Annotated in this window: 19 protein-coding genes and 1 pseudogene; 7 read left to right on the top strand and 13 right to left on the bottom strand. The window is 61.4% G+C overall.

The window, feature by feature from the left end; translation table 11 throughout:
- Positions 1-21: 21 nt before the first annotated feature.
- Entirely contained in the window at positions 22-996 is a 975-nt protein-coding gene (locus NWV16_RS05555) for a 2-hydroxyacid dehydrogenase (protein WP_260522278.1), read from the top strand.
- A 52-nt stretch (positions 997-1,048) separates the two neighbouring features.
- Here NWV16_RS05555 and NWV16_RS05550 read toward each other — a convergent pair whose 3' ends face one another.
- Positions 1,049-1,951, bottom strand: coding sequence for a DMT family transporter (locus NWV16_RS05550; protein WP_260522277.1), 903 nt, complete (start codon positions 1,949-1,951; stop codon positions 1,049-1,051).
- Between the two features lie 143 nt (positions 1,952-2,094).
- Here NWV16_RS05550 and NWV16_RS05545 point away from each other — a divergent pair, with 143 nt between their 5' ends.
- Positions 2,095-2,970 (top strand): AraC family transcriptional regulator, encoded by an 876-nt coding sequence (locus tag NWV16_RS05545; protein WP_260523483.1) that lies wholly within the window; start codon positions 2,095-2,097, stop codon positions 2,968-2,970.
- 65 nt (positions 2,971-3,035) lie between these two features.
- Here the strand turns inward: NWV16_RS05545 and NWV16_RS05540 are convergent, their stop codons facing one another.
- The 6 genes from NWV16_RS05540 to NWV16_RS05515 form a co-directional block, all read right to left on the bottom strand.
- On the bottom strand, positions 3,036-5,465 hold the full coding sequence (locus NWV16_RS05540) for a TonB-dependent receptor (RefSeq protein WP_260522276.1): 2,430 nt from the start codon (positions 5,463-5,465) through the stop codon (positions 3,036-3,038).
- A 104-nt stretch (positions 5,466-5,569) separates the two neighbouring features.
- Complete coding sequence (locus NWV16_RS05535; RefSeq protein WP_260522275.1) at positions 5,570-6,559, bottom strand: FecR family protein; 990 nt, start codon at positions 6,557-6,559, stop codon at positions 5,570-5,572.
- Positions 6,556-7,122 carry an RNA polymerase sigma factor gene (locus NWV16_RS05530; RefSeq protein ID WP_260522274.1) on the bottom strand — a complete coding sequence of 189 codons (567 nt, stop codon included), beginning with the start codon at positions 7,120-7,122 and terminating at the stop codon, positions 6,556-6,558. The genes NWV16_RS05535 and NWV16_RS05530 overlap by 4 nt, the downstream gene beginning before the upstream one ends.
- A 65-nt stretch (positions 7,123-7,187) precedes the next feature.
- Entirely contained in the window at positions 7,188-7,493 is a 306-nt protein-coding gene (locus NWV16_RS05525) for a DUF3649 domain-containing protein (RefSeq protein WP_260522273.1), read from the bottom strand.
- A gap of 208 nt (positions 7,494-7,701) precedes the next feature.
- Entirely contained in the window at positions 7,702-8,109 is a 408-nt protein-coding gene (locus NWV16_RS05520; protein ID WP_260522272.1) for an HPF/RaiA family ribosome-associated protein, read from the bottom strand.
- A 207-nt stretch (positions 8,110-8,316) separates the two neighbouring features.
- Complete coding sequence (locus NWV16_RS05515; protein WP_260522271.1) at positions 8,317-9,258, bottom strand: LysR substrate-binding domain-containing protein; 942 nt, start codon at positions 9,256-9,258, stop codon at positions 8,317-8,319.
- 135 nt (positions 9,259-9,393) lie between these two features.
- On the opposite strand from NWV16_RS05515, the gene NWV16_RS05510 reads away from it, so the two are divergent.
- The 3 genes from NWV16_RS05510 to NWV16_RS05500 all read left to right on the top strand — a co-directional run bounded on the left by NWV16_RS05510 (position 9,394) and on the right by NWV16_RS05500 (position 12,652).
- Positions 9,394-10,770 carry an L-serine ammonia-lyase gene (locus NWV16_RS05510; RefSeq protein WP_260522270.1) on the top strand — a complete coding sequence of 459 codons (1,377 nt, stop codon included), beginning with the start codon at positions 9,394-9,396 and terminating at the stop codon, positions 10,768-10,770.
- Between the two features lie 63 nt (positions 10,771-10,833).
- A complete protein-coding gene (locus NWV16_RS05505; RefSeq protein ID WP_260522269.1) occupies positions 10,834-12,135 on the top strand; it encodes an HAAAP family serine/threonine permease in 1,302 nt (433 codons plus the stop codon).
- A gap of 199 nt (positions 12,136-12,334) precedes the next feature.
- Positions 12,335-12,652, top strand: a complete 318-nt coding sequence (locus NWV16_RS05500; RefSeq protein ID WP_260522268.1) for a DUF3509 domain-containing protein — start codon at positions 12,335-12,337, stop codon at positions 12,650-12,652.
- On the opposite strand, the gene NWV16_RS05495 is transcribed toward NWV16_RS05500, so the two are convergent.
- Positions 12,649-13,149, bottom strand: a complete 501-nt coding sequence (locus tag NWV16_RS05495; protein ID WP_065261465.1) for a phosphate-starvation-inducible protein PsiE — start codon at positions 13,147-13,149, stop codon at positions 12,649-12,651. The two genes, NWV16_RS05500 and NWV16_RS05495, sit on opposite strands and share 4 nt — an antisense overlap.
- A gap of 293 nt (positions 13,150-13,442) precedes the next feature.
- Here NWV16_RS05495 and NWV16_RS05490 point away from each other — a divergent pair.
- Positions 13,443-13,700 (top strand): annotated as a pseudogene (locus tag NWV16_RS05490) (YebG family protein); the annotation flags it as partial.
- A gap of 153 nt (positions 13,701-13,853) precedes the next feature.
- Here the strand turns inward: NWV16_RS05490 and NWV16_RS05485 are convergent.
- Complete coding sequence (locus tag NWV16_RS05485) at positions 13,854-14,873, bottom strand: Glu/Leu/Phe/Val dehydrogenase family protein (RefSeq protein WP_260522267.1); 1,020 nt, start codon at positions 14,871-14,873, stop codon at positions 13,854-13,856.
- A gap of 183 nt (positions 14,874-15,056) precedes the next feature.
- On the opposite strand from NWV16_RS05485, the gene NWV16_RS05480 reads away from it, so the two are divergent.
- Positions 15,057-15,860: a transglutaminase family protein gene (locus NWV16_RS05480; RefSeq protein WP_260522266.1), complete on the top strand. Its 804-nt coding sequence runs from the start codon at positions 15,057-15,059 to the stop codon at positions 15,858-15,860.
- A 51-nt stretch (positions 15,861-15,911) separates the two neighbouring features.
- Here the strand turns inward: NWV16_RS05480 and NWV16_RS05475 are convergent, their stop codons facing one another.
- From NWV16_RS05475 to hmgA, 4 genes are all read right to left on the bottom strand, one after another.
- Complete coding sequence (locus tag NWV16_RS05475) at positions 15,912-17,282, bottom strand: MFS transporter (protein ID WP_260522265.1); 1,371 nt, start codon at positions 17,280-17,282, stop codon at positions 15,912-15,914.
- A gap of 81 nt (positions 17,283-17,363) precedes the next feature.
- The gene (maiA, locus tag NWV16_RS05470; protein WP_260522264.1) at positions 17,364-18,002 is read right to left on the bottom strand and encodes a maleylacetoacetate isomerase; all 639 of its coding nucleotides are present in this window, start codon (positions 18,000-18,002) and stop codon (positions 17,364-17,366) included.
- 12 nt (positions 18,003-18,014) lie between these two features.
- Entirely contained in the window at positions 18,015-19,319 is a 1,305-nt protein-coding gene (fahA, locus tag NWV16_RS05465; RefSeq protein ID WP_260522263.1) for a fumarylacetoacetase, read from the bottom strand.
- A 3-nt stretch (positions 19,320-19,322) separates the two neighbouring features.
- Positions 19,323-20,618, bottom strand: a complete 1,296-nt coding sequence (hmgA, locus tag NWV16_RS05460) for a homogentisate 1,2-dioxygenase (RefSeq protein WP_260522262.1) — start codon at positions 20,616-20,618, stop codon at positions 19,323-19,325.
- Between the last annotated feature and the right edge of the window lie 153 nt (positions 20,619-20,771).

Here is a 20,771-nt window from a genome sequence, read left to right as displayed (position 1 = left end):
GAACAGCCGAGCCCAATGCCAATGAAAAAAACAGTCCTGGCCTTCAGCCGCATCACCCCACCCATGATCGAACGCCTGCAACAGGACTTCGACGTCATCGTCCCGAATCCAAAGAACGGCGACATCAACGCCCAGTTCAACGAAGCCCTGCCCCACGCCCACGGCCTGATCGGCGTCGGTCGCAAACTCGGCAAGGCCCAACTGGAAAACGCCGCGAAACTCGAAGTGGTCTCCAGCGTCTCCGTCGGCTACGACAACTACGACCTCGCCTACTTCAACGAACGCGGGATCATGCTCACCAACACCCCGGACGTGCTCACCGAAAGCACCGCTGACCTGGCCTTCGCCCTGATCATGAGCAGCGCCCGCCGCGTCGCCGAACTGGATGCCTGGACCAAGGCAGGCCAGTGGCAGGCCAGCGTCGGTGCACCGCTGTTCGGTTGCGACGTGCACGGCAAGACCCTGGGCATCGTCGGCATGGGCAACATCGGCGCCGCCGTTGCCCGTCGCGGGCGCTTCGGTTTCAACATGCCGATTCTCTACAGCGGCAACAGCCGCAAGACCGGACTGGAACAGGAACTCGGCGCGCAGTTCCGCAGCCTTGACCAACTGTTGGCCGAAGCCGATTTTGTCTGTCTGGTGGTACCGCTCAGCGACAAGACCCGCCACCTGATCAGCCATCGCGAACTGGCGCTGATGAAGCCGGAAGCGATTCTGGTCAACATCTCCCGTGGCCCGGTGGTCGACGAACCAGCGCTGATCGAAGCGCTGCAGAACAACCGCATTCGCGGCGCCGGTCTCGACGTCTACGAAAAAGAACCGTTGAGCGAATCGCCGCTGTTCCAGCTGAAAAACGCCGTGACCTTACCGCACATCGGTTCGGCCACGAATGAAACCCGCGAAGCCATGGCCGACCGCGCACTGGCCAACCTGCGCAGCGCCCTGCTGGGCGAACGGCCGCAGGATCTGGTCAATCCGCAGGTCTGGAAAGGCTGATAAAAAAGGGGCAGACGTCGCCGGACGCCTGCCCCTTTTGTCAGCAGAACCCTCAGGCCAGCTTGCCGTGACCCGGCAATACCGGGACCCTGGGTTTACGGAACACCAACACATTGCCCAGCATCACCAGCACCAATCCCACCAACGCCGGCGCTGTCCATTGGTAGCCTTCGGCAAAGGCCGAAACGTTCAGCGCCACCACCGGGAACAGCACCGTGCAATAGGCCGCGCGCTCTGGCCCCATGCGCCCGACCAAAGTCAGGTAAGCGGTAAAACCGATCACTGAACCCGGAATAACCAGATACAGCAGCGCGCCGATGTAGCGCGACGTCCATTCCATTTCGAACGGAATGCCTTTGACCAGACACCACACCGACAGCATCGCCGCACCGTAGGCCATGCCCCAGGCATTGGTGGTCAGCGGCTTGAGACCGGCCTTCTGTTGCAGGCTCGACAACATGTTGCCCGCCGAGAAACACAGGGTGCCGCACAGCGCCAGACCAAGACCGAGCAGGGTTTGCGGGCTGGCGTGATGCCCGGCCAGTTCCGGCCAGAACAACAGGCCCAGGCCAAACAGTCCCAGCGCCCCGCCCATCAGCACATTGCGCGCAATGCGCTGGCCGAAGAACACGCGTGCATTCAGCGCATTCCATAAGGTCGCGGTGGAAAACACCACCGCCACCAGACCGCTGGGGATCCATTGGCTGGCGGTCAGGAAACACATGAAGTTGACGCAGAACAGGCACAAACCCTGCGCCACACAGATCAGATGCCCGCGCCGGTTCATCGGTTGCAGACGGCGACTGAGCAGCAACAGCGCGAACAACACCAGCGCGGCGAGGCCGAAGCGATAGACGATCGACACCGGAATCGCCACCACACCCAGTTGCCATTTAAGGGCGATCCAGGTGGTGCCCCAGATCAGTACGGTCAACACATACAACGACAGGTTCATGGCAGACACTCCTCGATTGGGTTTCAGTGTCCGCCCACGCCATCCACTCGCGCTTGCATAAACTTGCGCTTTTGTCGGCGCGCAGGCTGGCAGCGCGAAATCCAGGGAGTAGGATGCAAGGCGTTGAAGAGAACCGACTGACCATGGCCGCCATCGATACCCTGCAAGTCTTTCAAGCGTTAAACAGCTCGCCGAACGCACGTCTTGTGCACAGCGCCGAGCTGGGCGATGGCCTGTCCGCAGCCCTGTGGACCAACCACCACGATGCCCAGGAATATGAAGCGCCGAGCCATCACACCCTCTCCTGCTACATCGCCGGCGGCACCGGCACATTCCGTCGCGATCAACCCGGGCAGAAAGGTGGGCCGGACAAGCTCTGTATCCTGCCGGCCGATCACGAGTCGGGCTGGGTGATCAACGGTGATATCCGGCTGGCCCACCTGTATTTCAGCGCCGAACAATTTGCCCTGGGTTGCGTCACGCTGCTGGATCGCGAGCCCCGGGAAATGCAGTTGCGCGAAAAGACCTTTCTCGAAGACCCGCAACAGGCCCGACGGTTTCGCCAGTTGCTCACCCTCAACTGGGACGAGCCCGGCGAACGTCTGCTGACCAGCAGTCTGGCCCACGAATTGATCAGCCATACCCTGCTCAGCCAGGTCGGCGTGCGTGAGGGCTTGCGTCTCAAGGGGGGACTGGCGCCGCATCAGCGCCGGCAATTGGTGGAGTACATCGACAACCAGCTGGCCGAGCCGATCAGTCTCGGACAACTCGCAGGATTGTGTGCGTTGTCGGAATATCACTTTGCGCGGATGTTCCGGGTGAGCTTCGGCCTGCCACCGCATCAGTACGTACTGGCACGGCGTCTGAGCCGGGCGCGGGAGTTGTTGCGCGGGACGGTGTTACCGTTGGGGGAGATTGCCCTGGCGTGTGGGTTCGCCAGTGCCAGCCACTTCACCAACCGCTTTCGCCAGGTGCTGGGTGGAACGCCCGGCGAGTATCGCCAGGCGTTTTTGCGTTGAGTCCCTCTCCCTCCGGGCGGTCCGACGTTTCGGGAGAGTCAGGGTGAGAGGCTTTTGATCTTTCCTTAAAACTCCAGCGTGCTCGACAACGAAATCTGCCGTGAATCGCCCATCGACACAAAGAACCGGCTGGCCGCCGAGGTGTAGTAGGTGCGGTCGAACAGGTTCTTCACGTTGAGCTGGAACTTGACCTTCTGCCCTTCAACCTTGGTGTCGTAAGTGGCGAACGCATCGGCCACGGTGTAGCTCGGCAGCTCGAAATCATTCACTGCATTGCCTGCGCGCTCACCGACGTACCGCGCACCGGCGCCAACCCGCAGTTGATCGCCGCCGATCACGCTGCCGAAGTCGTAGACCGCCGATAGCGAGCCGGTATTCTTCGCCACGTTTTGCAGCTTGTTGCCCTTGTAGTCCGGATCTTCGGTAACCTCGGCATCGGTGTAGGCGTAGCTGCCGATCATGCTCCAGCGGTCGCTGAGCTGGCCGGTCACGTCCACTTCCAGACCACGGGAACGCACTTCACCGGCGGCGCTGTAGATCGTGGTCGGGCCTTCGGCGTTGGCCACCAGCACGTTGCGTTTCTTGATATCGAACAGGGCGATGTTACCGGTGACGCGTCCCGGAATGTCGAGACGTGCGCCCAGCTCCCAGGACTTGGCTTCTTCCGGCGCGATGCTGCCGTCGAGCACGGTACTGCTGCCGCTCAGCGGGGCGATGGTCGAGTTCGGTTTGAATGATTCGGTGTAGCTGCCGTAGAACGACAGTGCGTCAGTGTAGCGATACACCAGACCTGCGCGCGGCACCCACTTCTGCCCGTTGCTGTCGGTGTTGGCCTTGAACGGCACGCCTTTGCCGGCGTACTGGTCGTATTCCTGGAAGCGCCCGCCGGCCACCAGAATCCACTGATCATTGAGGTGAATCGAGTCCTGCAGGAATACCGAGTCGCTGCGCAGCAGATCGGTCTGCGCACTGTCCGCCGGGCTGACAGTGGAGCCGGCCACTTCACGACCGTAGACCGGATTGACGTAACTGAAGGTGCTCAGGCTTTTCTGGCGGATCAGGTCGGCGCGGTAAATCTTGCGGTACTCGTCGTCGACGCCGAACACCAGGTCATGCTGCATGCCCAGCACCTTGACCTTGCCTTCGAGACTGGCGGTGGTGAAACGGTCGGTGCTGATCGCACCCTGGGTGCCGTCCATGCTGCGGGTCAGGGTGCCCTTTTTGGTGTCGATGGCGGTGACGCGGACCTGGCTGGCGTCGTAGGTTTCGCGATTCCAGCTGTAGCCGAAATGGGCTTTCCAGTCGTCGTTGAGTTCGTGGTCGGCCTCGAAATGGTAGAGGTCCGAGCGCCCCTCCATGTCGTTGAATTTCTCGTCCAGGCGTTCGTTGCGCGAAATGTCCAGCGGATGGTTGGTGCGCGGGTCGATCAGGGTGCCACGGTCGAACGGCGTCAGGAATTCACGATGCTCGTAAGCGAACAGCAGTCTGGTGCGTTCGCCGTACCAGGCCAGCGACGGGGCGATCAGGCTTTCACGGTGGGTACCGAAGTTGCGCCAGTAATCTTCGTCCTCATGGTCGAGCACCATGCGATAGGCCAGCCCGGAATCGCCCAGCGCACCGGTGCTGTCGAACGAACCACCGCTGCCGTTCTTGCCGTCGCCGTAGGTCGAGCCGCGCAGGGTGACAGCGTTGTACTGAGTCAACTCCGGTTTCTTGCTGACCATGTTGACCACACCGCCCGGGTCCTGAATCCCGTACAGCAGCGAGGCCGGGCCCTTGAGCACTTCGACGCGATCCACGGTGGCGTTCATGCCACGGCCCTGCACCACCGGCATGCCGTCGCGCATGATCGAGCCGTTGCGGTTGTCACCGAAGCCACGGGTCATCACCGAGTCCTGGGTGCTGCCCAGCGTATTGCCCTGGGTGATGCCGCTGACATTGGCCAGCGCGTCATCGAGATTGCGCGGCGCCTGATCGCGAATGACCTGCGCGGGGATCACGTTGACGGTCTGGGGAACTTCCTGGAGCGAGGCCGAGGAGCGCATCACCGAACTGGTTTCCGGTGGCTGGTAACTCAGCGGCTGATTTTCCATCGAGGTGATAGTGGTCGCACCGAGGTTCAGTACGCCGTCGGTGGGCTCGGGCTCGATTGTCAGGGTATGGCTGTCGGTGCGGCGGAAGGTCAGGCCGGAACCGCCGAGCAGGCGTTGCAACGCCTGTTCGGCACTCATCCGGCCATCGACCGCCGGCGCGTTGAGGCCGTAGGGCGCTTCGACGGTGTAGACCACACTCTGGCCTGTCACACGACTGAAGTCACTCAAGGCGTGTGGCAGCGGTTTGGCGGCCAGGGAAAAACTGAACTGTTTCTGTGGCTGAGCGCTGTTGCTTTCAGCGGCCTGCGCCACATTCATCGGCAGCCATGCCAGCGCCGCAAAACCCAGTGCCGAGGCACCGAACCACTGTTTGACCGAACCCGATTTTGCCCTGGACTTCATTGCTCATGACCTGTGTAGAACCGCAACGGATGCGAATGACTCGCAGTTTCAGTCAATACACGGATGGCGTCGGGATTTACCTCACCACAAATCTGAAAATATTTTCAGCGCAGGATAATCAGCCTGCCCAGCACCTGATGCTGCTCGAACCCCAGTACCCCTTGCAGAGAATTCAGCACCGCTTGCGGATCCCTGGACGGAAAGCTTCCGCTGACCTTGCGCGCACCCAGTTCATCGTTGAGCAGCACAATCCGTCCCGGGTAATAACGCCGCAGATCCTGCACCACATCGGCCAGGGTCGACTGGTAATAGGTGAGCCAGCCCTGACGCCAGGCCAGTTGCGCTTCGCTGTCCACAGCGTGCAGTTTTTGCGCGGATCCTTCGCCGTACGCCACTTGTTGCCCGGCGGTGAGAATCTGCTGTTGGGCATCCCGCAATGCCGTCACGCCGACACGCCCGGACAGAACGGTGACTTGTGCCCCGTGTGGCTGCAGGCGCACTTCGAACTGCGTGCCGAGCACCCGAGCCTGGCCTTTTTCGGCCTCGACCACGAACGGCTCCCCGGTATGGGTCACGCTGAAAAATCCCGCGCCCCGACGCAATTGAACGTGACGCTCGCCATGGCTGAAATCCACGGCGATGGCGCTGTCGGCGTCCAGTGTGACCCGGGACTGATCGGCCAGTGTCACGGTGCGGATTTCGCCGGGAGCCGAAACGTAATCGGCGCCCAGATCATCGATCCAGCGCTGCGGCTGCCAACCGCTGCCGAGGCTGATCATCAACAACAGGCAGGCCGCCATCGCCAGCGCTGCGGCCCAACGCCGGACCTGTGGACGACGTGGTCGATCCATCGCGTCGAGATAGCCCTGCAGGACGGACGCGTCTTCGTCAGCCAGCGTGCGCGCCGGGCCTTCGCTCAACTCCCAGATGACCTGCGCCCGGGCGTAGGCCTCGGCATGGGCCGGGTCGGCATGCAGCCATTGGCTGAAGATCAGTTGATCGCCGGTGCTTGGGTGATCATGCAACTGGCTCAGCCAGGCCAGGGCCGCTTGCTCCTGCGCGGGCGTCGGGGTAATGCGGTGGGAGTGAATCACGGTGCTTTCCCTGGCAGGCGTGGCGCGGGTTCGCGCAGACTGGCCTTGCAGGCCTCGAGGGCGCGCATCATATGTTTTTCCACGGCGCTTTGGGACAGGCCCATGACTTTGGCGATCTCGGCGTACTTGCGCCCGTGGATGCGATTGAGCAAAAAGATCTGCCGCGTGCGTTCGGGCAAGGCACGCAGGGCCGCTTCGACGTGGCGCAGATCATTGCCTGCTTCAAGTGCGGCTTGCGGTTCGCTGGCGCTGCTGTCCGGATCATTCGGCTGCCAGCCTTCGTTGACCCGCACCCGCGTGCCCTCGCTACGCAAATGGTCGATGGCGATGTTGCCGGCGCAGCGCAACAGATAGGTGCCGAGCTCTTCGACCTGCACCAGCGGCCGGCGCCAGAAACGCAGGAACAGGTCCTGAACCAGATCCGCCGCCGTCGCTCGGCAACCGACGCGGCGACTCACCAACGCTTCCATTTGCGAGCGCCGGGACAAAAACACCTGCAGAAAATGTGCACGGGCGCCGTGGGGTTCATCTTCGTGGGGCTCGGGGGGATGACTGATCAGCATGTCAGTTCAAGCACCCTGCGAAAGGGAGCGACAGCGGCCGGGCATTGCCTGCCTTGAACCCTCTTTCATGCGTACCCCAGGCCACGAGCGGCGCCGGAGATCGTCGCCAGAATCACGCTGGGCACCAACAGGCCGACCCACGCCGCCCATGCGCTGCGGCAGGCGAAACACCAGAGCACCGCCACCAGATAGACGAGGAACGAGACCGTCATGCCGGTGACGACTGCTTCAGTGCGGTTCAGCGGCAACCACAGGGCTAACGTGAGACTGGCCAGAGCCGCGAGCAGATACCCGCCGAACACCGCTGCGAGCAAACGCGAAGTAACGGCCAGACGATAGGACATGGGAAGTGCGGCGAATTTGGCTTTCATGTTTCGGCCCTGAAACGGTTAACGCCCGATCAACAGATCGAGGCAACAGGACAGCGATTTTAATGATAAATATTCTCATGCGCAAAAGAGTCTGATTGCCGGCATTCGCTCGATGAGCGACTTCTGTGGCGTTCTGATCTGCGCTGAAAACAAAACGGGCCTGCAATGGCAGGCCCGTTCTCATTGGGTGGCTTGGAAAATCAGCGGATCAACTGTTGATCGCTGCCTGTTCGTTCTCCAGAAACTCTTCCTCCAGCAGCCGGTCATTGGCCTTGCCCTGAAGCGGCACTACATTCGCACGTGGCTTGCCGCGCAGCTTGCCGAACTTGTGCTCCAGCGCATGTTCGAGTTTTTCCGCAGCACCTTCGAGCGCCTGCTCCAGCGAGTCGGCCTTGTGGGTCACGGAAATCGGTGGTTGGCCTTTCGGCCGCGCTTCCAGCTGGCAGCGCAGGTCATGGGGACCGGGCTTGTCACCGTTCTCGTCGCTCAAATGGACTTCGACACGGGTCAGGTCTTCCTCATAACGGTCGAGCATGCTCTCAATGGTTGTACGTACCCACTCCTCCAGTCGTTTGCTGCTTTGAATATGGTTGTCGCTGTTGACTTGGATTTGCATAGTTCATCCCTTATTTCAGCTAGCTCACAAGAGGCCCCTGAACAGGATTTCGTGACCTCTTGATGACAACAATCGGCCCGTGTGACGAACATTTCAACCCCTGGAAAAAGATAAATATTCATACGCAAAAAAAGCCGGACAACCGGGCAAAGCGCTGGTAAGGTCGGGAGTCGGGTCGCCCCGCAGCCTTGAAAAATCCGCTCACAATTAGCCATCACTCAACGGGTGCAGGCCGCGAAAGATTTCCGCTTCCTCCACCAGCCAGTCATGCACCGCACGCACGCCCGGATGGCTCAGGGCCCCTGGCGCGTAGAGCAACACATAACGTTTGTGATTGGGCACCGAAATCCCGAACGGCACGATCAGGGTACCCCGCTCCAGCTCGTCATTGAGCAGCGTGCGCCGGGCAATCGCCACGCCCATACCGGCAATCGCCGCTTCGATGGTCAGGTGGTTGCGATTGAACGTGTGCCCCCGCCGCACATCGGCGCCTTCGAAGCCGACAGCATTCAGATAAAACTCCCACTCCGCATATTCATAACTGCCGCGCCACGCCGTGATGTCGTGCAGCAACGGGAAATGCACCAGATCCGCCGGTCCGTGCAGCGGCGGTCGGCCACGCAACAGGCTCGGCGCGCACACCGGAAAAATCTGCTCGTCGAGCAAGGCTGTGGATAACAGGCCCGGATAACTGCCGTCGTTCAAATCGATGGCCAGGTCGAAATCCCCTTCATGCAACGGCACGCTGCTGTCCTCGGCCACCAGCCGCAGCTGAATGTCCGGATAGCGCTGTTGCAGGCGCGGCAGGCGTGGGGTCAGCCATTTGCTGAGGAACGACGGAATCGAACGCACCCGCAGGATCCCGCTGATCATTCCCGCATCGAGGCGACGCAATTCCGCGTCGATGCTGCCGTAAGCCTCGTTGACCGTGATCGCCAACCGCTGCCCTTCCGCGCTCAACTCCACACCTCGGGCGCGACGGTGAAACAGCCGAAAGCCCAGACGCTCTTCCAGTTGTCGGATTTGCTGGCTGACCGCCCCCGGGGTGATGTGCAGTTCTTCGGCACAGCGGGTGAACGACAGGTGCCGCGCGGCACAGGAAAACACCTGCAGCCAGACGTAAGTCTGGGCATGCAATTGACGGCTCATAGTTTAGTCCTGCTAAAGACTTACTTAGGAAGTTTCGTTAGTCACGCCGAAGCGAGGTAGGCAGTATCGCCGACATTGCGCTTGTCCTACAAAAAATGGCGGCGATTCCTACTCCATTGCTTGTAAGGCTTTAGCATGGCTATCAGTGTTTTCGATCTCTTCAAAGTCGGCATCGGTCCGTCCAGTTCCCACACCGTCGGCCCGATGCGTGCCGCCGCCACCTTCGCCCAGACCCTGATCGACCAGCATTTGCTGAACGACGTGCGCCGTGTGGAAATCCGTTTGTATGGCTCGCTTTCGGCCACCGGTGTTGGCCATGCCACCGACCGCGCCACGGTCATGGGCCTGATGGGCGAATGGCCGGACAGCATCGATCCGTCGACCATCGACCCACGCATCCAGCGACTGCGGGAAACCGGCCAACTCTGTCTGGCCGGTCAGAGAGACATTGCCTTCAACTGGCAGCACGATCTCCTGCTTCTGGACGAGAGTCTGCCCTACCACCCCAACGCCATGTCGCTGACAGCCTTTGGCGAATCCGCCGAGCTGTTCACACAGACGTACTACTCGGTCGGTGGCGGTTTCATCATCGAGGCGGCGCAAGTCGAGTCCGGGGCGGCTGTAGCCGGTGACGTTGAACTGCCTTATGACTTTTCCAGTGCTGTGGAACTGCTGGCGCTTTGCAAGCAGCACAATCTGCGGGTGTCCGAACTGATGATGGCCAACGAACGGGCCTGGCGCAGCGACGCCGAGATCCGTCAGGGCCTGCTGCACATCTGGTCGGTGATGCGCGAGTGCGTCGAACACGGCCTGCGTCACGAAGGTGTCCTGCCGGGCGGTCTGAATGTTCCGCGTCGCGCAGCGAAATTGCACCGCAGCCTGCTGGAAATCGGCAAGCCGAATGTCATCAGTTCAACCCTGTCCGCCATGGAATGGGTCAACCTGTATGCCCTCGCCGTCAACGAAGAAAACGCCGCCGGCGGGCGCATGGTGACTGCACCGACCAATGGCGCCGCCGGGATCATTCCGGCGGTCCTGCACTACTACATGAAATTCAATCCGGATGCGTCGGACGATGACGTGGTCGCTTTCTTTCTGGGTGCGGCCGCCGTCGGCATCCTGTGCAAGAAAAACGCCTCGATCTCCGGTGCCGAAGTCGGCTGCCAGGGCGAAGTCGGCTCGGCATGCGCAATGGCAGCCGCCGGCCTGGCCGAAGTGCTCGGTGCCACCCCGGAACAATTGGAAAACGCCGCAGAAATCGGTCTGGAACACAACCTCGGCCTGACCTGTGACCCGGTCGGCGGGCTGGTGCAAGTGCCGTGTATCGAGCGCAACGCCATCGCTGCGGTAAAGGCGATCAACGCGACGCAAATGGCCCTGCGCGGCGACGGCAAACACTTCATTTCCCTCGACCGGGTGATCCGCACCATGCGCGATACCGGCGCCGACATGCATGACAAATACAAAGAGACTTCACGGGGCGGCCTGGCCGTGAGCTGGGTGGAGTGCTGAGGAACACTCCCTGACCGCCTGTAACACGTGAGCCCGAGCAAGAATAATAACGAGGCAAAAACGATGACCGATGTACGCACACCTGCTGCCGAAAATCCCGCTGTAGGCCGCACACGCAGCAAAGAAACCGCCCACAAGGGCTGGAGCAAATTCGACACCACCTGGATGCTCGGCCTGTACGGCACCGCCATCGGTGCCGGCACGCTGTTCCTGCCGATCAACGCCGGTGTCGGCGGCTTCTGGCCGTTGCTGATCCTGGCGTTGCTGGCGTTTCCGATGACCTTCTTCGCGCACCGGGGCCTGACCCGTTTCGTGTTGTCGGGTCGTTCCGGTGACATCACCGAAGTGGTGGAAGAACACTTCGGCATCGGCGCCGGCAAGCTGATCACGCTGCTGTATTTCTTTGCGATCTTCCCGATCCTGCTGGTGTACAGCGTGGCGCTGACCAACACCCTGAGCAGCTTCCTGGAACACCAGTTGCACATCGCCCCGCCGCCGCGCGCGGTGCTGTCGCTGGCGTTGATCCTCGGTCTGATGGCGATTGTGCGTTGCGGTCAGAGCGTCATCGTCAAAGCCATGAGCGTGCTGGTCTATCCGTTCGTCGCGGCCCTGCTGCTGCTCGGCATCAGCCTGATTCCGAACTGGAACGGTGCTTTTTTCGCCAGTGCCCAGGAACCGATGCAAATGTCGGTGTTCATTAAAACCCTGTGGCTGGCGATCCCGGTCATGGTGTTCTCGTTCAACCATTCGCCGATCATCTCCGCCTTCGCCGTCGAGCAGAAACAGCGTTACGGCGAGCAGGCCGAGCGCAAAAGCAGCGGTATTCTCGCCATGGCCCACGGCATGATGGTGGTGACCGTGATGTTCTTCTGTTTCAGCTGCATTCTGGCTCTGTCGCCGGCGGATCTGGCGGCGGCCAAGGCGCAGAACATTTCGATCCTGTCGTACCTGGCCAACCACTTCCAGACCCCGGTCATCGCCTATGCCGCGCCACTGATCGCGCTGGTGGCGATCACCAAATCCTTCCTCGGCCACTACATCGGCGCCAGCGAAGGCTTCCAGGGCATGATCGTCAAAAGCCTGCGCGGCCGCGGCCGGGTGGTGTCGGCGAGCTGGCTGAATCGCGCCACCGCGCTGTTCATGATCCTCAGCTGCTGGGCTGTGGCGACCTTCAACCCGAGCATCCTCGGCATGATCGAAACCCTCGGCGGACCGGTGATTGCCTGCCTGCTGTTCCTGATGCCGATGTACGCCGTCCGCCGCGTGCCAGCCTTGCGCCAGTATTCGGGCCATGCGTCCAACGTGTTCGTGGTGCTGATCGGCCTGATTGCACTGTCGGCGATCATTTACTCGGTTCTGCCCTGAAACGTGCCGCAAACGAAGAAGGCGAGCCATGGGCTCGCCTTCTTTTTTACCGGTTTCATTGTTCGCCAATACTCCCGGCATGTCCCTTGCTTTATCGCTGAAGGAGACAGGACCACGGAAGGGTCAATGGTCAGGTTTGGCGAACCAACCCGATCACGGCCGGTCAACAACTGCACGTTCAATCAGGCGGTGACGCATCATGGACAATCCTTTTCAGATCATTACCGATGCCTTCGCGCCGGACTATCAGATCAATCTGAGCATTCAGGGGCTCGACGGCAGCATCATGCTGACCCTTTCCAGCGGCGGTCGGATCGTCGCCAAACGGATGATCAGCGCCGATCAGCGCAACGACCCCGAACGCCTGAAGCGACTGGTGCAAAGCATCCAGTTCGGCATTGCCATCGAACAGGGCCACAGCGCCATGGCGATCCTCGAAGCCATGACCCGCGGCGACGGACTCAATCCGCCACCGCGCCAGGTCAACGGCCAGCAACGGCCATCGATCGGTCTTTAAAGTTCGCCCTTCTCGATCTCGGGATGTTCACCGGAGCCCGCCCCAAGCTTGCGTTGCGGCTTCTCGATCTTCACCGAAGGGAATTGCGACGAGGCGTAACGCACCACCAGAATCGAAAACGCCAGCAGCAGAATTCCGCCGCACAGGTAGATGATGCCCATGTCCGGCGGATTGTGGTGCGAGACGTTGGAGATCAGCAGGCGCGTCAGTGCGGTGATTGCGACGTAGATCAGGAAGCGCACCGGCATGTGGTTGGTCTTGAAATAAATCCCGACCATCGCCCCCAGTTCCAGATAGATGAACAGCAACAGGATGTCATCGATCTTGATGTGCCCTTGCTCGAGCATACCGAGAAACTCCACCACTGCCGCCCATGCGGTCACCGCACCGATGGCGAACAGTGCCAGATAGTGGAAGGTCTCGACGAACAGGTTGCCCAGGGACTCGGCCAGTTGATGCACGTTTTGCCGCAGTTTCTCGGCCCAGTTGATTTTCACGATGAAGGTTCCTTAGCCCGGTTCGAGCGGATGTTGCACGCTGGACGTGACGGTTATTGCGCACGCATGCAGTGGCATGCAGAAAAGAGGCCACGCCATCATGGCGAGACGCCGCGAAACCCGCGCCGTGGCGTTTGGTCGCACCCGCGCGCAGCCAACGGGCTGACAAAATCCCAATCCGGTCTAAATTAAAAAGCCACTACCCAAGGCGCAGGGATTCGCTTATCCTTTTCGCTGTATATAAATACAGTAGTCGCAAAGACAAACCAATGTGAAGGCATGTGAGGTGGTGAATGGCCGTCGAAGTGGTATACCGCAGCAGCCGAGATCTGGAGCGCTTGTTCATGGATAAAGCCGAAGCTGACCGTCATGACAAAATGCTCGAACTGGCCGAGTTGCTGGCCGAAGTGCTGGAAAAAGCCGTTCCCTCGTTGAGCGAGCAGCAAGTGGAAGAAGTCGGGATCTTCATGGCGAAGAACCGCGATGTGTTCGCCCGGGCGTTCAAGAGCCAGCCTGATGCCCTGTCGGAACTGATCAACGCACCGGCGGCACCGGTTGCGGCAACCGAGACAGCAGAAGCGTCTGACCCGGCAGAAGCGCCCGCCAAACCCGCCAAGGCGGCGAAAGCTGCGAAGTAATCGACAGCTGAATTGAATGGCCCCTGAGTTGAAGGACTCAGGGGCTTTTTCATGTCCGCAAAAACTTCAACGGTACAACACCTTCTCCGCCAGTTCGTCCGCCACCCGCGCCGGCGAACGCTTTTCCGCCTGGGCGTGGGCAAACACTTCGGTCAGCCTTGAACTGATTTTCGACAGGTGCGCGGTGATGGTGGTCAGTTCCTCGCCCCGATGTTTGAGGGACACATAGATCAGTCCGCCGGCATTGATCACGTAATCCGGCGCATACAGAATGCCGCGCCGTTCCAGTTGATCGGCGACGTCCAGATGCGTCAGCTGATTGTTGGCCGACCCCGCCACCGCCGAGCAGCGCAACTGAGGGACGGTGTGGCTGTTGAGCACGCCGCCCAGTCCACACGGCGCAAGGATATCGCACGGCGTGCTGAGCAAAGCGTCGTTGGCAATCGGGTGGGCATTGAGCTGTTCCATCGCCAGTTGCACCTTGCCGTGGTCGATGTCGCTGACCAGCAGTTCGGCGCCGGCGGCGTGCAGTTGTTCGGCCAGTGCGTATCCGACATTGCCCAGCCCTTGAATCGCCACGCGCAAGCCTTCGAGATTGTCGCTGCCAAGCCGCGCCATGGCCGTGGCGCGGATTCCGGTGAACACGCCCATCGCGGCATGGGGCGCCGGGTCGCCAGCGGAGGTGGTGCTGGTGACGTGTCGGGTCTGCTGGGCGATGCAGTCCATGTCCGCCACCGAAGTGCCGCTGTCGATGGCGGTGATGTAGCGGCCATCGAGTTGGTCGATGCAACGACCGAAGGCTTCGAACAGCGCGCCACGGTTTTCCACGTGGGCCGGCCGCACGATCACGGCGACGCCCCCCCCCTGGGCCAGGCCGGCCAGCGCAGCCTTGTAGCTCATGCCCTGAGCCAGGCGTATGGCGTCCGCAACCGCTGCTTCGTCGTTCGGGTAAGCAAGATAACGGCATCCGCCCAGGGCTGGCCCGAGGCGACTGTTATGGATGGCAATGACCGCCTTCAATCCGCTAACCGGATCAACGCTAAGGTGCAGCGATTCCAGGCGAGTGCTTTGCATGAGAGCGAACATCGGCAGGCTCCCGAATCACTTCTGGTAGTCGCCAGTATAGGCTTGCGCGCAAAAATTGCTGAAGCGCACGGGAATAAGCACCTTCACGCTCAGTGCGTGGCGGCATAACCCGACAGCAGAGCACTCCAGCACTGGACGAATGATGGAGACGGAGCTAAAACGAGGCATTCTCCGGAGATTCCGATGAGTGCACGCCAACGTTTTTTCGACTGTCTGCACCGTTCACCGCCCGCGCTGCTGGAGGCCGCGCTGTGGATGGCTGCCGAACACGATAAACACGTCGACCCCGATGCGCTGCTGCAGGACTTCATCGACCTGCAACAGCGGGTGAGCTTTGGTTTGCCGTTGTTACCGGTCAGCGAACTGGCGCAACCGTTGCTGCGGCGCATGGTCGAGCTGGGTTTCGCGCAAGACGATTTTGCGCCGGTGCGCCCGCAGGCGGCGCTGCTGAACAAGGTGCTGCAGACCCGTCGCGGACAACCCCTGGCGCTGGCGCTGATTGCACTGGAGCTGGCGCGGGGTCTGGAGATTCCACTGGTTGGCGTGAATTTCCCCGGGCATTTCCTGTTGAAGGTTCCTGGCGCCGATCACCTGCTCGACCCTTGCGGCGGAAGACGTCTGTATACCAACGACTGCCGCGAACTGCTGCATCGTCAGTACGGCCAGCAGATGCAGCTCAACGCCGATCACCTGCTGACTGCCACACCGCTGCAAATGCTGCAGCGCCTGTCGCGCAATCTGCGCCAGTTGCACCTGACCCACGATGACTGCATCGCGGCACTGATCGATGCCGAACGCGTGCTCGAACTGGGCAACGCCAGCGCCGCCGACTATCTGGCCCGGGCCAGTCTGTATCAGCGTCTCGATTGTCCGAATGCCGAACGTTTCGACCTCGAACACGCATTGCTGCTCAGCGAGGACCCGATTCAGCGGCTTCGCCTGACGGAGCGGCTGGGGCATCTTCCGCCGAACTCGGTCGTCCATTGACGCCTTTGTGGGAGCGAGCCTGCTCGCGAATCAGCCGACACGGTTTCTCTATCAAACCGCGTTATCGTTCTTCGCGAGCAGGCTCGCTCCCACAGGATTTTGCGCAAGCTGCGAAGGCGAACGCACCTGAATGATCAACAACGCCGCCATCACTGCCGGGATCGCGCAGAAGAAGAAAATCTGCTGCACCGGGATGTGCATTGCCAGCAGCAGGCTGCCCAACAGCGGCCCGAGAATCGACCCGAAACGACCCACTCCCAGCGCCCAGCCAGTGCCGGTGGCGCGCACGTGGGCCGGGTAGAAATTGCTGGCGAATGCGTTCAGCGTCAGTTGCCCGCCGATGATGCAGAAGCCTGCCGCAAATACACAGGCCACCAGATAGCGCGGATTGTCGTGATTGAGGCCCAGCAGAATCGCACAGAGCGCCGCGCCCGCCAGCACAGCGGACAACAGACGCACCTTGCTTTTCAATCGGTCGGCGAACCACGCCATGCAGATCGCCCCCAACGTACCGGCGAACAGGAACATCGACGTCACCAGATTCGCTTCGTTGAGTTTCAGGCCACTTTCCAGCAGCAGGGACGGCAGCCAGCTGATCATGAAATACAGCAGGATCAGGCTGACGAAAAAAGTCGACCAGATCAGTAACGTCGGGCGCGCATAACCGTTGCGGAACAACTCCACCACGGTCAGTTTGCTACCCTGCTCCCGCTCGTTCTGCTCGACCGACGCGGCGGGCGGTTGCCAGTCCGGCAACATTTTCGCGGTGACCTTGCGCAGGCGCGCATAGGGCGGCGCATCGCGCAGCAGGCGCGGCAGGGATTCCGGCAGCATCCACCAGAGAAACGGAAACAACAGCAACGGCGTGACACCGCCGGCGAGGAATACGGCCTGCCAGCCGAAACGATCAATGAAACCGGCCGCGACAAAACCACCCGCCGCCCCGCCGAAGGAAAAGCCGCACGCCGCCAGCGTCACCATCAGCGTACGCAGGCGTGGCGGTGAATACTCCGACATCAACGCCATGGCGCTGGGCATCGCGCCGCCCATGCCGATGCCGCAGATGAAGCGCGCGACCATCAACGTATTCAGGGAGTCGGCAAACACCATCAGCACGGTGAGGCTGGCGTAGATCAGCACGCACGCGAGCAAGATCCGCCGCACGCCGAAACGATCGGCCAGCGGCGTCACGGCCAGCGAACCGAGTGTCAGACCGAGCAGGTTGGCGCTGAACACCGGGCCGAACGCCGATTTCTCCAGCCCCCAGTCCTGCGCCAGCGCCGGCACCACGTAACCGAGTACCTGGGCGTCATAGCCGTCGGTGACCAGCAGCAAGGCGAGAAGGATCAGGAGCAACCACTGAAAACGGGACACAGGACGGGCGTCGAGTGCCGCCCGGAAGCTGGCAATCTGGTTGTGCATCGCAAGGTACCTGTTTTGTTTTTATGATTTTTGTCGGGTAACTGCAATGGCTCCCGTGCGTTGCACGGGAGCCATCCAATACTACTTCGGCGTATCCGGCTGGTTCGCGGGATGCGCCGCGATGAACGCCGGATGTTCGGCGGCCAGCGCCGCCACCCGACGAATCCGTGGATACGCCTCAAGCGAAACGTTGAAACGCTCGGCCGCGTACAACTGCGGAATCAGATACACGTCAGCCACGCACGGCCACTCGCCGAAACAGAAGCCGCTGTCGCCGATCAACTGCTCCACCGTCGCCAGACCCTGACCGATCCAGTGAGCGATCCACTCGTTCACCTGCGACTCGTCGTGGCCCAGACCGCGCAGGCGATTGAGCACACTGACGTTGTGCAGCGGATGCACATCGCAACCGATCACCGCCGCCACGCCGCGCACCTGTGCGCGGGCAACAAGGTCTTCGGGCAACAACGGCACCTGTGGATGAAATTCCTCCAGGTATTCGATGATTGCCGGCGACTGAATCAGCAGCTTGCCATCGTCGGTGCGCAAGGCAGGCACTCGGCCCTGGGGGTTGATCGCCAGATACGCCGGTTGCCGATGCTCGCCACCCGGTGGTGCGATCAGATTGACCGGCAACGCCTGATAGTCGAGGCCCTTGAGCGCCAGCGCGATCCGCACCCGGTACGACGAGGTGGAACGGTAATAGGTATAGAGATCCATGAGCCGCTCCTGTCAGCGTGCCGCCAGCACGGTACCACGGCATTCGCCGAAGCCGATCGAGGCGAAACCTTCGCGGGCACAGCGAGCACGCAGAATGATTTCATCGCCGTCTTCAAGGAATTTGCGTACCTCACCGGAGGCCAGTTCGATCGGCTTTTTGCCGCCCTCGGTGATTTCCAGCAGGCTGCCGAACTGACCGTTTTCAGGTCCGGACAAAGTGCCCGAACCGAACAGGTCACCGGCCTGCAACTGGCAACCGTTGACGCTGTGGTGCGCGACCATTTGCGCGACGGTCCAGTACATGTAGCGGGTATTGCTCAGGGTCAGGCGATGAGCCGGCAGGTTCTGCTCGCGCATCTTCTCGGTGAGCAGCAGCACCTCCAGCTCGATGTCGAAAGCACCGCCATCCTGATCGCGCTTGTCGAGCAGATACGGCAGCGGCTGCGGATCGCCTTGCGGACGGGCCGGTTGAGCGGTGCGGAATGGCGCCAGCGCCTCGGCGGTTACCACCCATGGCGAGACACTGGTGATGAAGCTCTTGGACAGGAACGGACCGAGCGGCTGATATTCCCAGGCCTGGATGTCACGGGCCGACCAGTCGTTGAGCAGGCAGAAACCGGCAATGTGTTCGGCGGCATCGCCAATGGCAATCGGCTCGCCCATTTCGTTGCCCTGGCCGATCCAGATTCCCAGTTCCAGCTCATAGTCCAGCCGCGCGCACGGGCCGAAGGTCGGCTCGCTCGCACCGGCCGGCAGAGTCTGACCTTTCGGACGGCGCACGTCGGCACCGGAGGCGCGAACGGTGGATGCGCGACCGTGATAACCGATCGGCACATGTTTGTAGTTCGGCAGCAACGGGTTGTCCGGGCGGAACAGTTTGCCGACGTTCTGCGCATGCTCGATGCCGACGTAGAAGTCGGTGTAATCGTTGATGCGCGCTGGCAGATGCATCTGGCAATCGGCAGCCAACCGCAGCAGTTTTGCGCCCTGGGCTTCGATGTTGCCGCGATGGGTGCTGCCCTCGCTGAACAGTTCCAGCAGACGTTCACGCAGAGCGACGCGGGCGTCGCGACCGAGTTCAAAGAAGGCGTTCAACTGACCGCCGTGCATGGCTTCGACCGCACGGCGTGCGGTACCGTCGAACAGACCGGCTTCAAGCGCCACTTGCAGATCAAAGATATGTTCGCCAATCGCCACGCCAGCACGCGGCGCCGAACCGTCGATACTGAACACGCCCAGTGGCAGGTTCTGCAACGGGAAATCGGCGTGACCGTTGGCCGAGGCGACCCAACTGCGGGTGATGGAATTCTGAGTCATGGATTATCTCCGGGTCGGGTCGAACGTGGCGGGCAGCGTGGCCCAGCAGGCGTCGTAAGTGGATTGCAGTTGCGGGCAATCGAGGGCGAAGCGGCTTGGGCGCAGCACCTGACTGGTCTCGAACATGAAGGCCATGGTGTTGTCGATCTTCGCCGGTTTCAGGTCCGCGTTGATGGCTTTGGTGCAGGTCTCGCCATCCGGGCCGTGGGCGCTCATGCAACTGTGCAGGGACGCACCGCCGGGCACGAAACCTTCGGCCTTGGCGTCGTATTCGCCCTGGATCAGGCCCATGAACTCGTTCATCAGGTTGCGGTGGAACCACGGCGGACGGAAGGTGTTCTCGGCCACCATCCAGCGCGGCGGGAAGATCACGAAGTCGAGGTTGGCCAGACCGTGGACGCTGGTCGGCGAGGTCAGCACGGTGAAGATGGACGGGTCCGGGTGATCGAAACTGACAGTGCCGATGGTGTTGAAACGGCGCAGGTCATATTTGTACGGCACGTTGTTGCCGTGCCAGGCGACCACGTCCAGCGGCGAATGATTGAGTTCGGTGCCCCACAGCTGGCCGAGGAACTTCTGCACCAGCGTCGTGGGTTGTTGCAGGTTTTCGTAGGCGGCGACCGGGGTCAGGAAATCCCGTGGATTGGCCAGACCGTTGCTGCCGATCGGTCCCAGGTCCGGCAGACGCAGCGGCGCACCATGGTTTTCGGCAATGTAACCGCGTGCCTGCGCATCGAGCAGTTCGACGCGGAATTTAAGGCCCCGAGGCAACACGGCAATTTCCAGCGGCGCCACGTCCAGCACGCCGAGTTCGGTGGCGATGCGCAGACGCCCCAGTTGCGGCACCAGCAACAACTCGCCGTCGGCATTGAAGAACACCCGCTCCATCGAACGGTTGGCGCAGTAGTGGTAGATGCTGATGCCGGCCGGTTTTTCGGCAGCGGAGTTGGCCGCCATGCTCACCAGACCGTCGATGAAATCGGTCGGTTCGGCCGGGATTTCAAGCGGGTTCCAGCGCAGGCGATTGGGGGTGACTTCGCCCAACGGGCCGCCCGCCAGTTGCCGCTCCAGTTTGACGAATGCCGGGTGATTGGCCGACGGCTGGATCCGGTACATCCACGTGCGCCGCGCTTCGCTGCGGGTCATGGTGAAGGCGGTGCCGGAGAACAGTTCGGTGTAGAGACCGTAAGGGGCTTTCTGCGGAGAGTTCTGGCCGACGGGCAGTGCGCCCGGCAACGCTTCGGAGCTGAATTCGTTGCCGAAACCGGACTGGTAAGCCAGGGCTGAATCGAGGTTCATGGAGCCTCCTGAACAGGGAGTCGGCATGGCCGGACGCTCTGGGTCAGAGGTCTTGGCACGCCGGGGTTATTTTTATCGTAATTCGATTACGCATAACGTAATTTGCTCGCTATCCAGCGTCAAGCTATAAAGACGCCCATTCGTTCCGGGACA

The organism is Pseudomonas sp. BW7P1 (assembly GCF_024981055.1).
Taxonomy (GTDB): Bacteria; Pseudomonadota; Gammaproteobacteria; order Pseudomonadales; family Pseudomonadaceae; genus Aquipseudomonas; species Aquipseudomonas bananamidigenes.
Note: the sequence above shows the minus strand (reverse complement) of the source record. Positions and strands in the feature narration are given on the sequence as shown.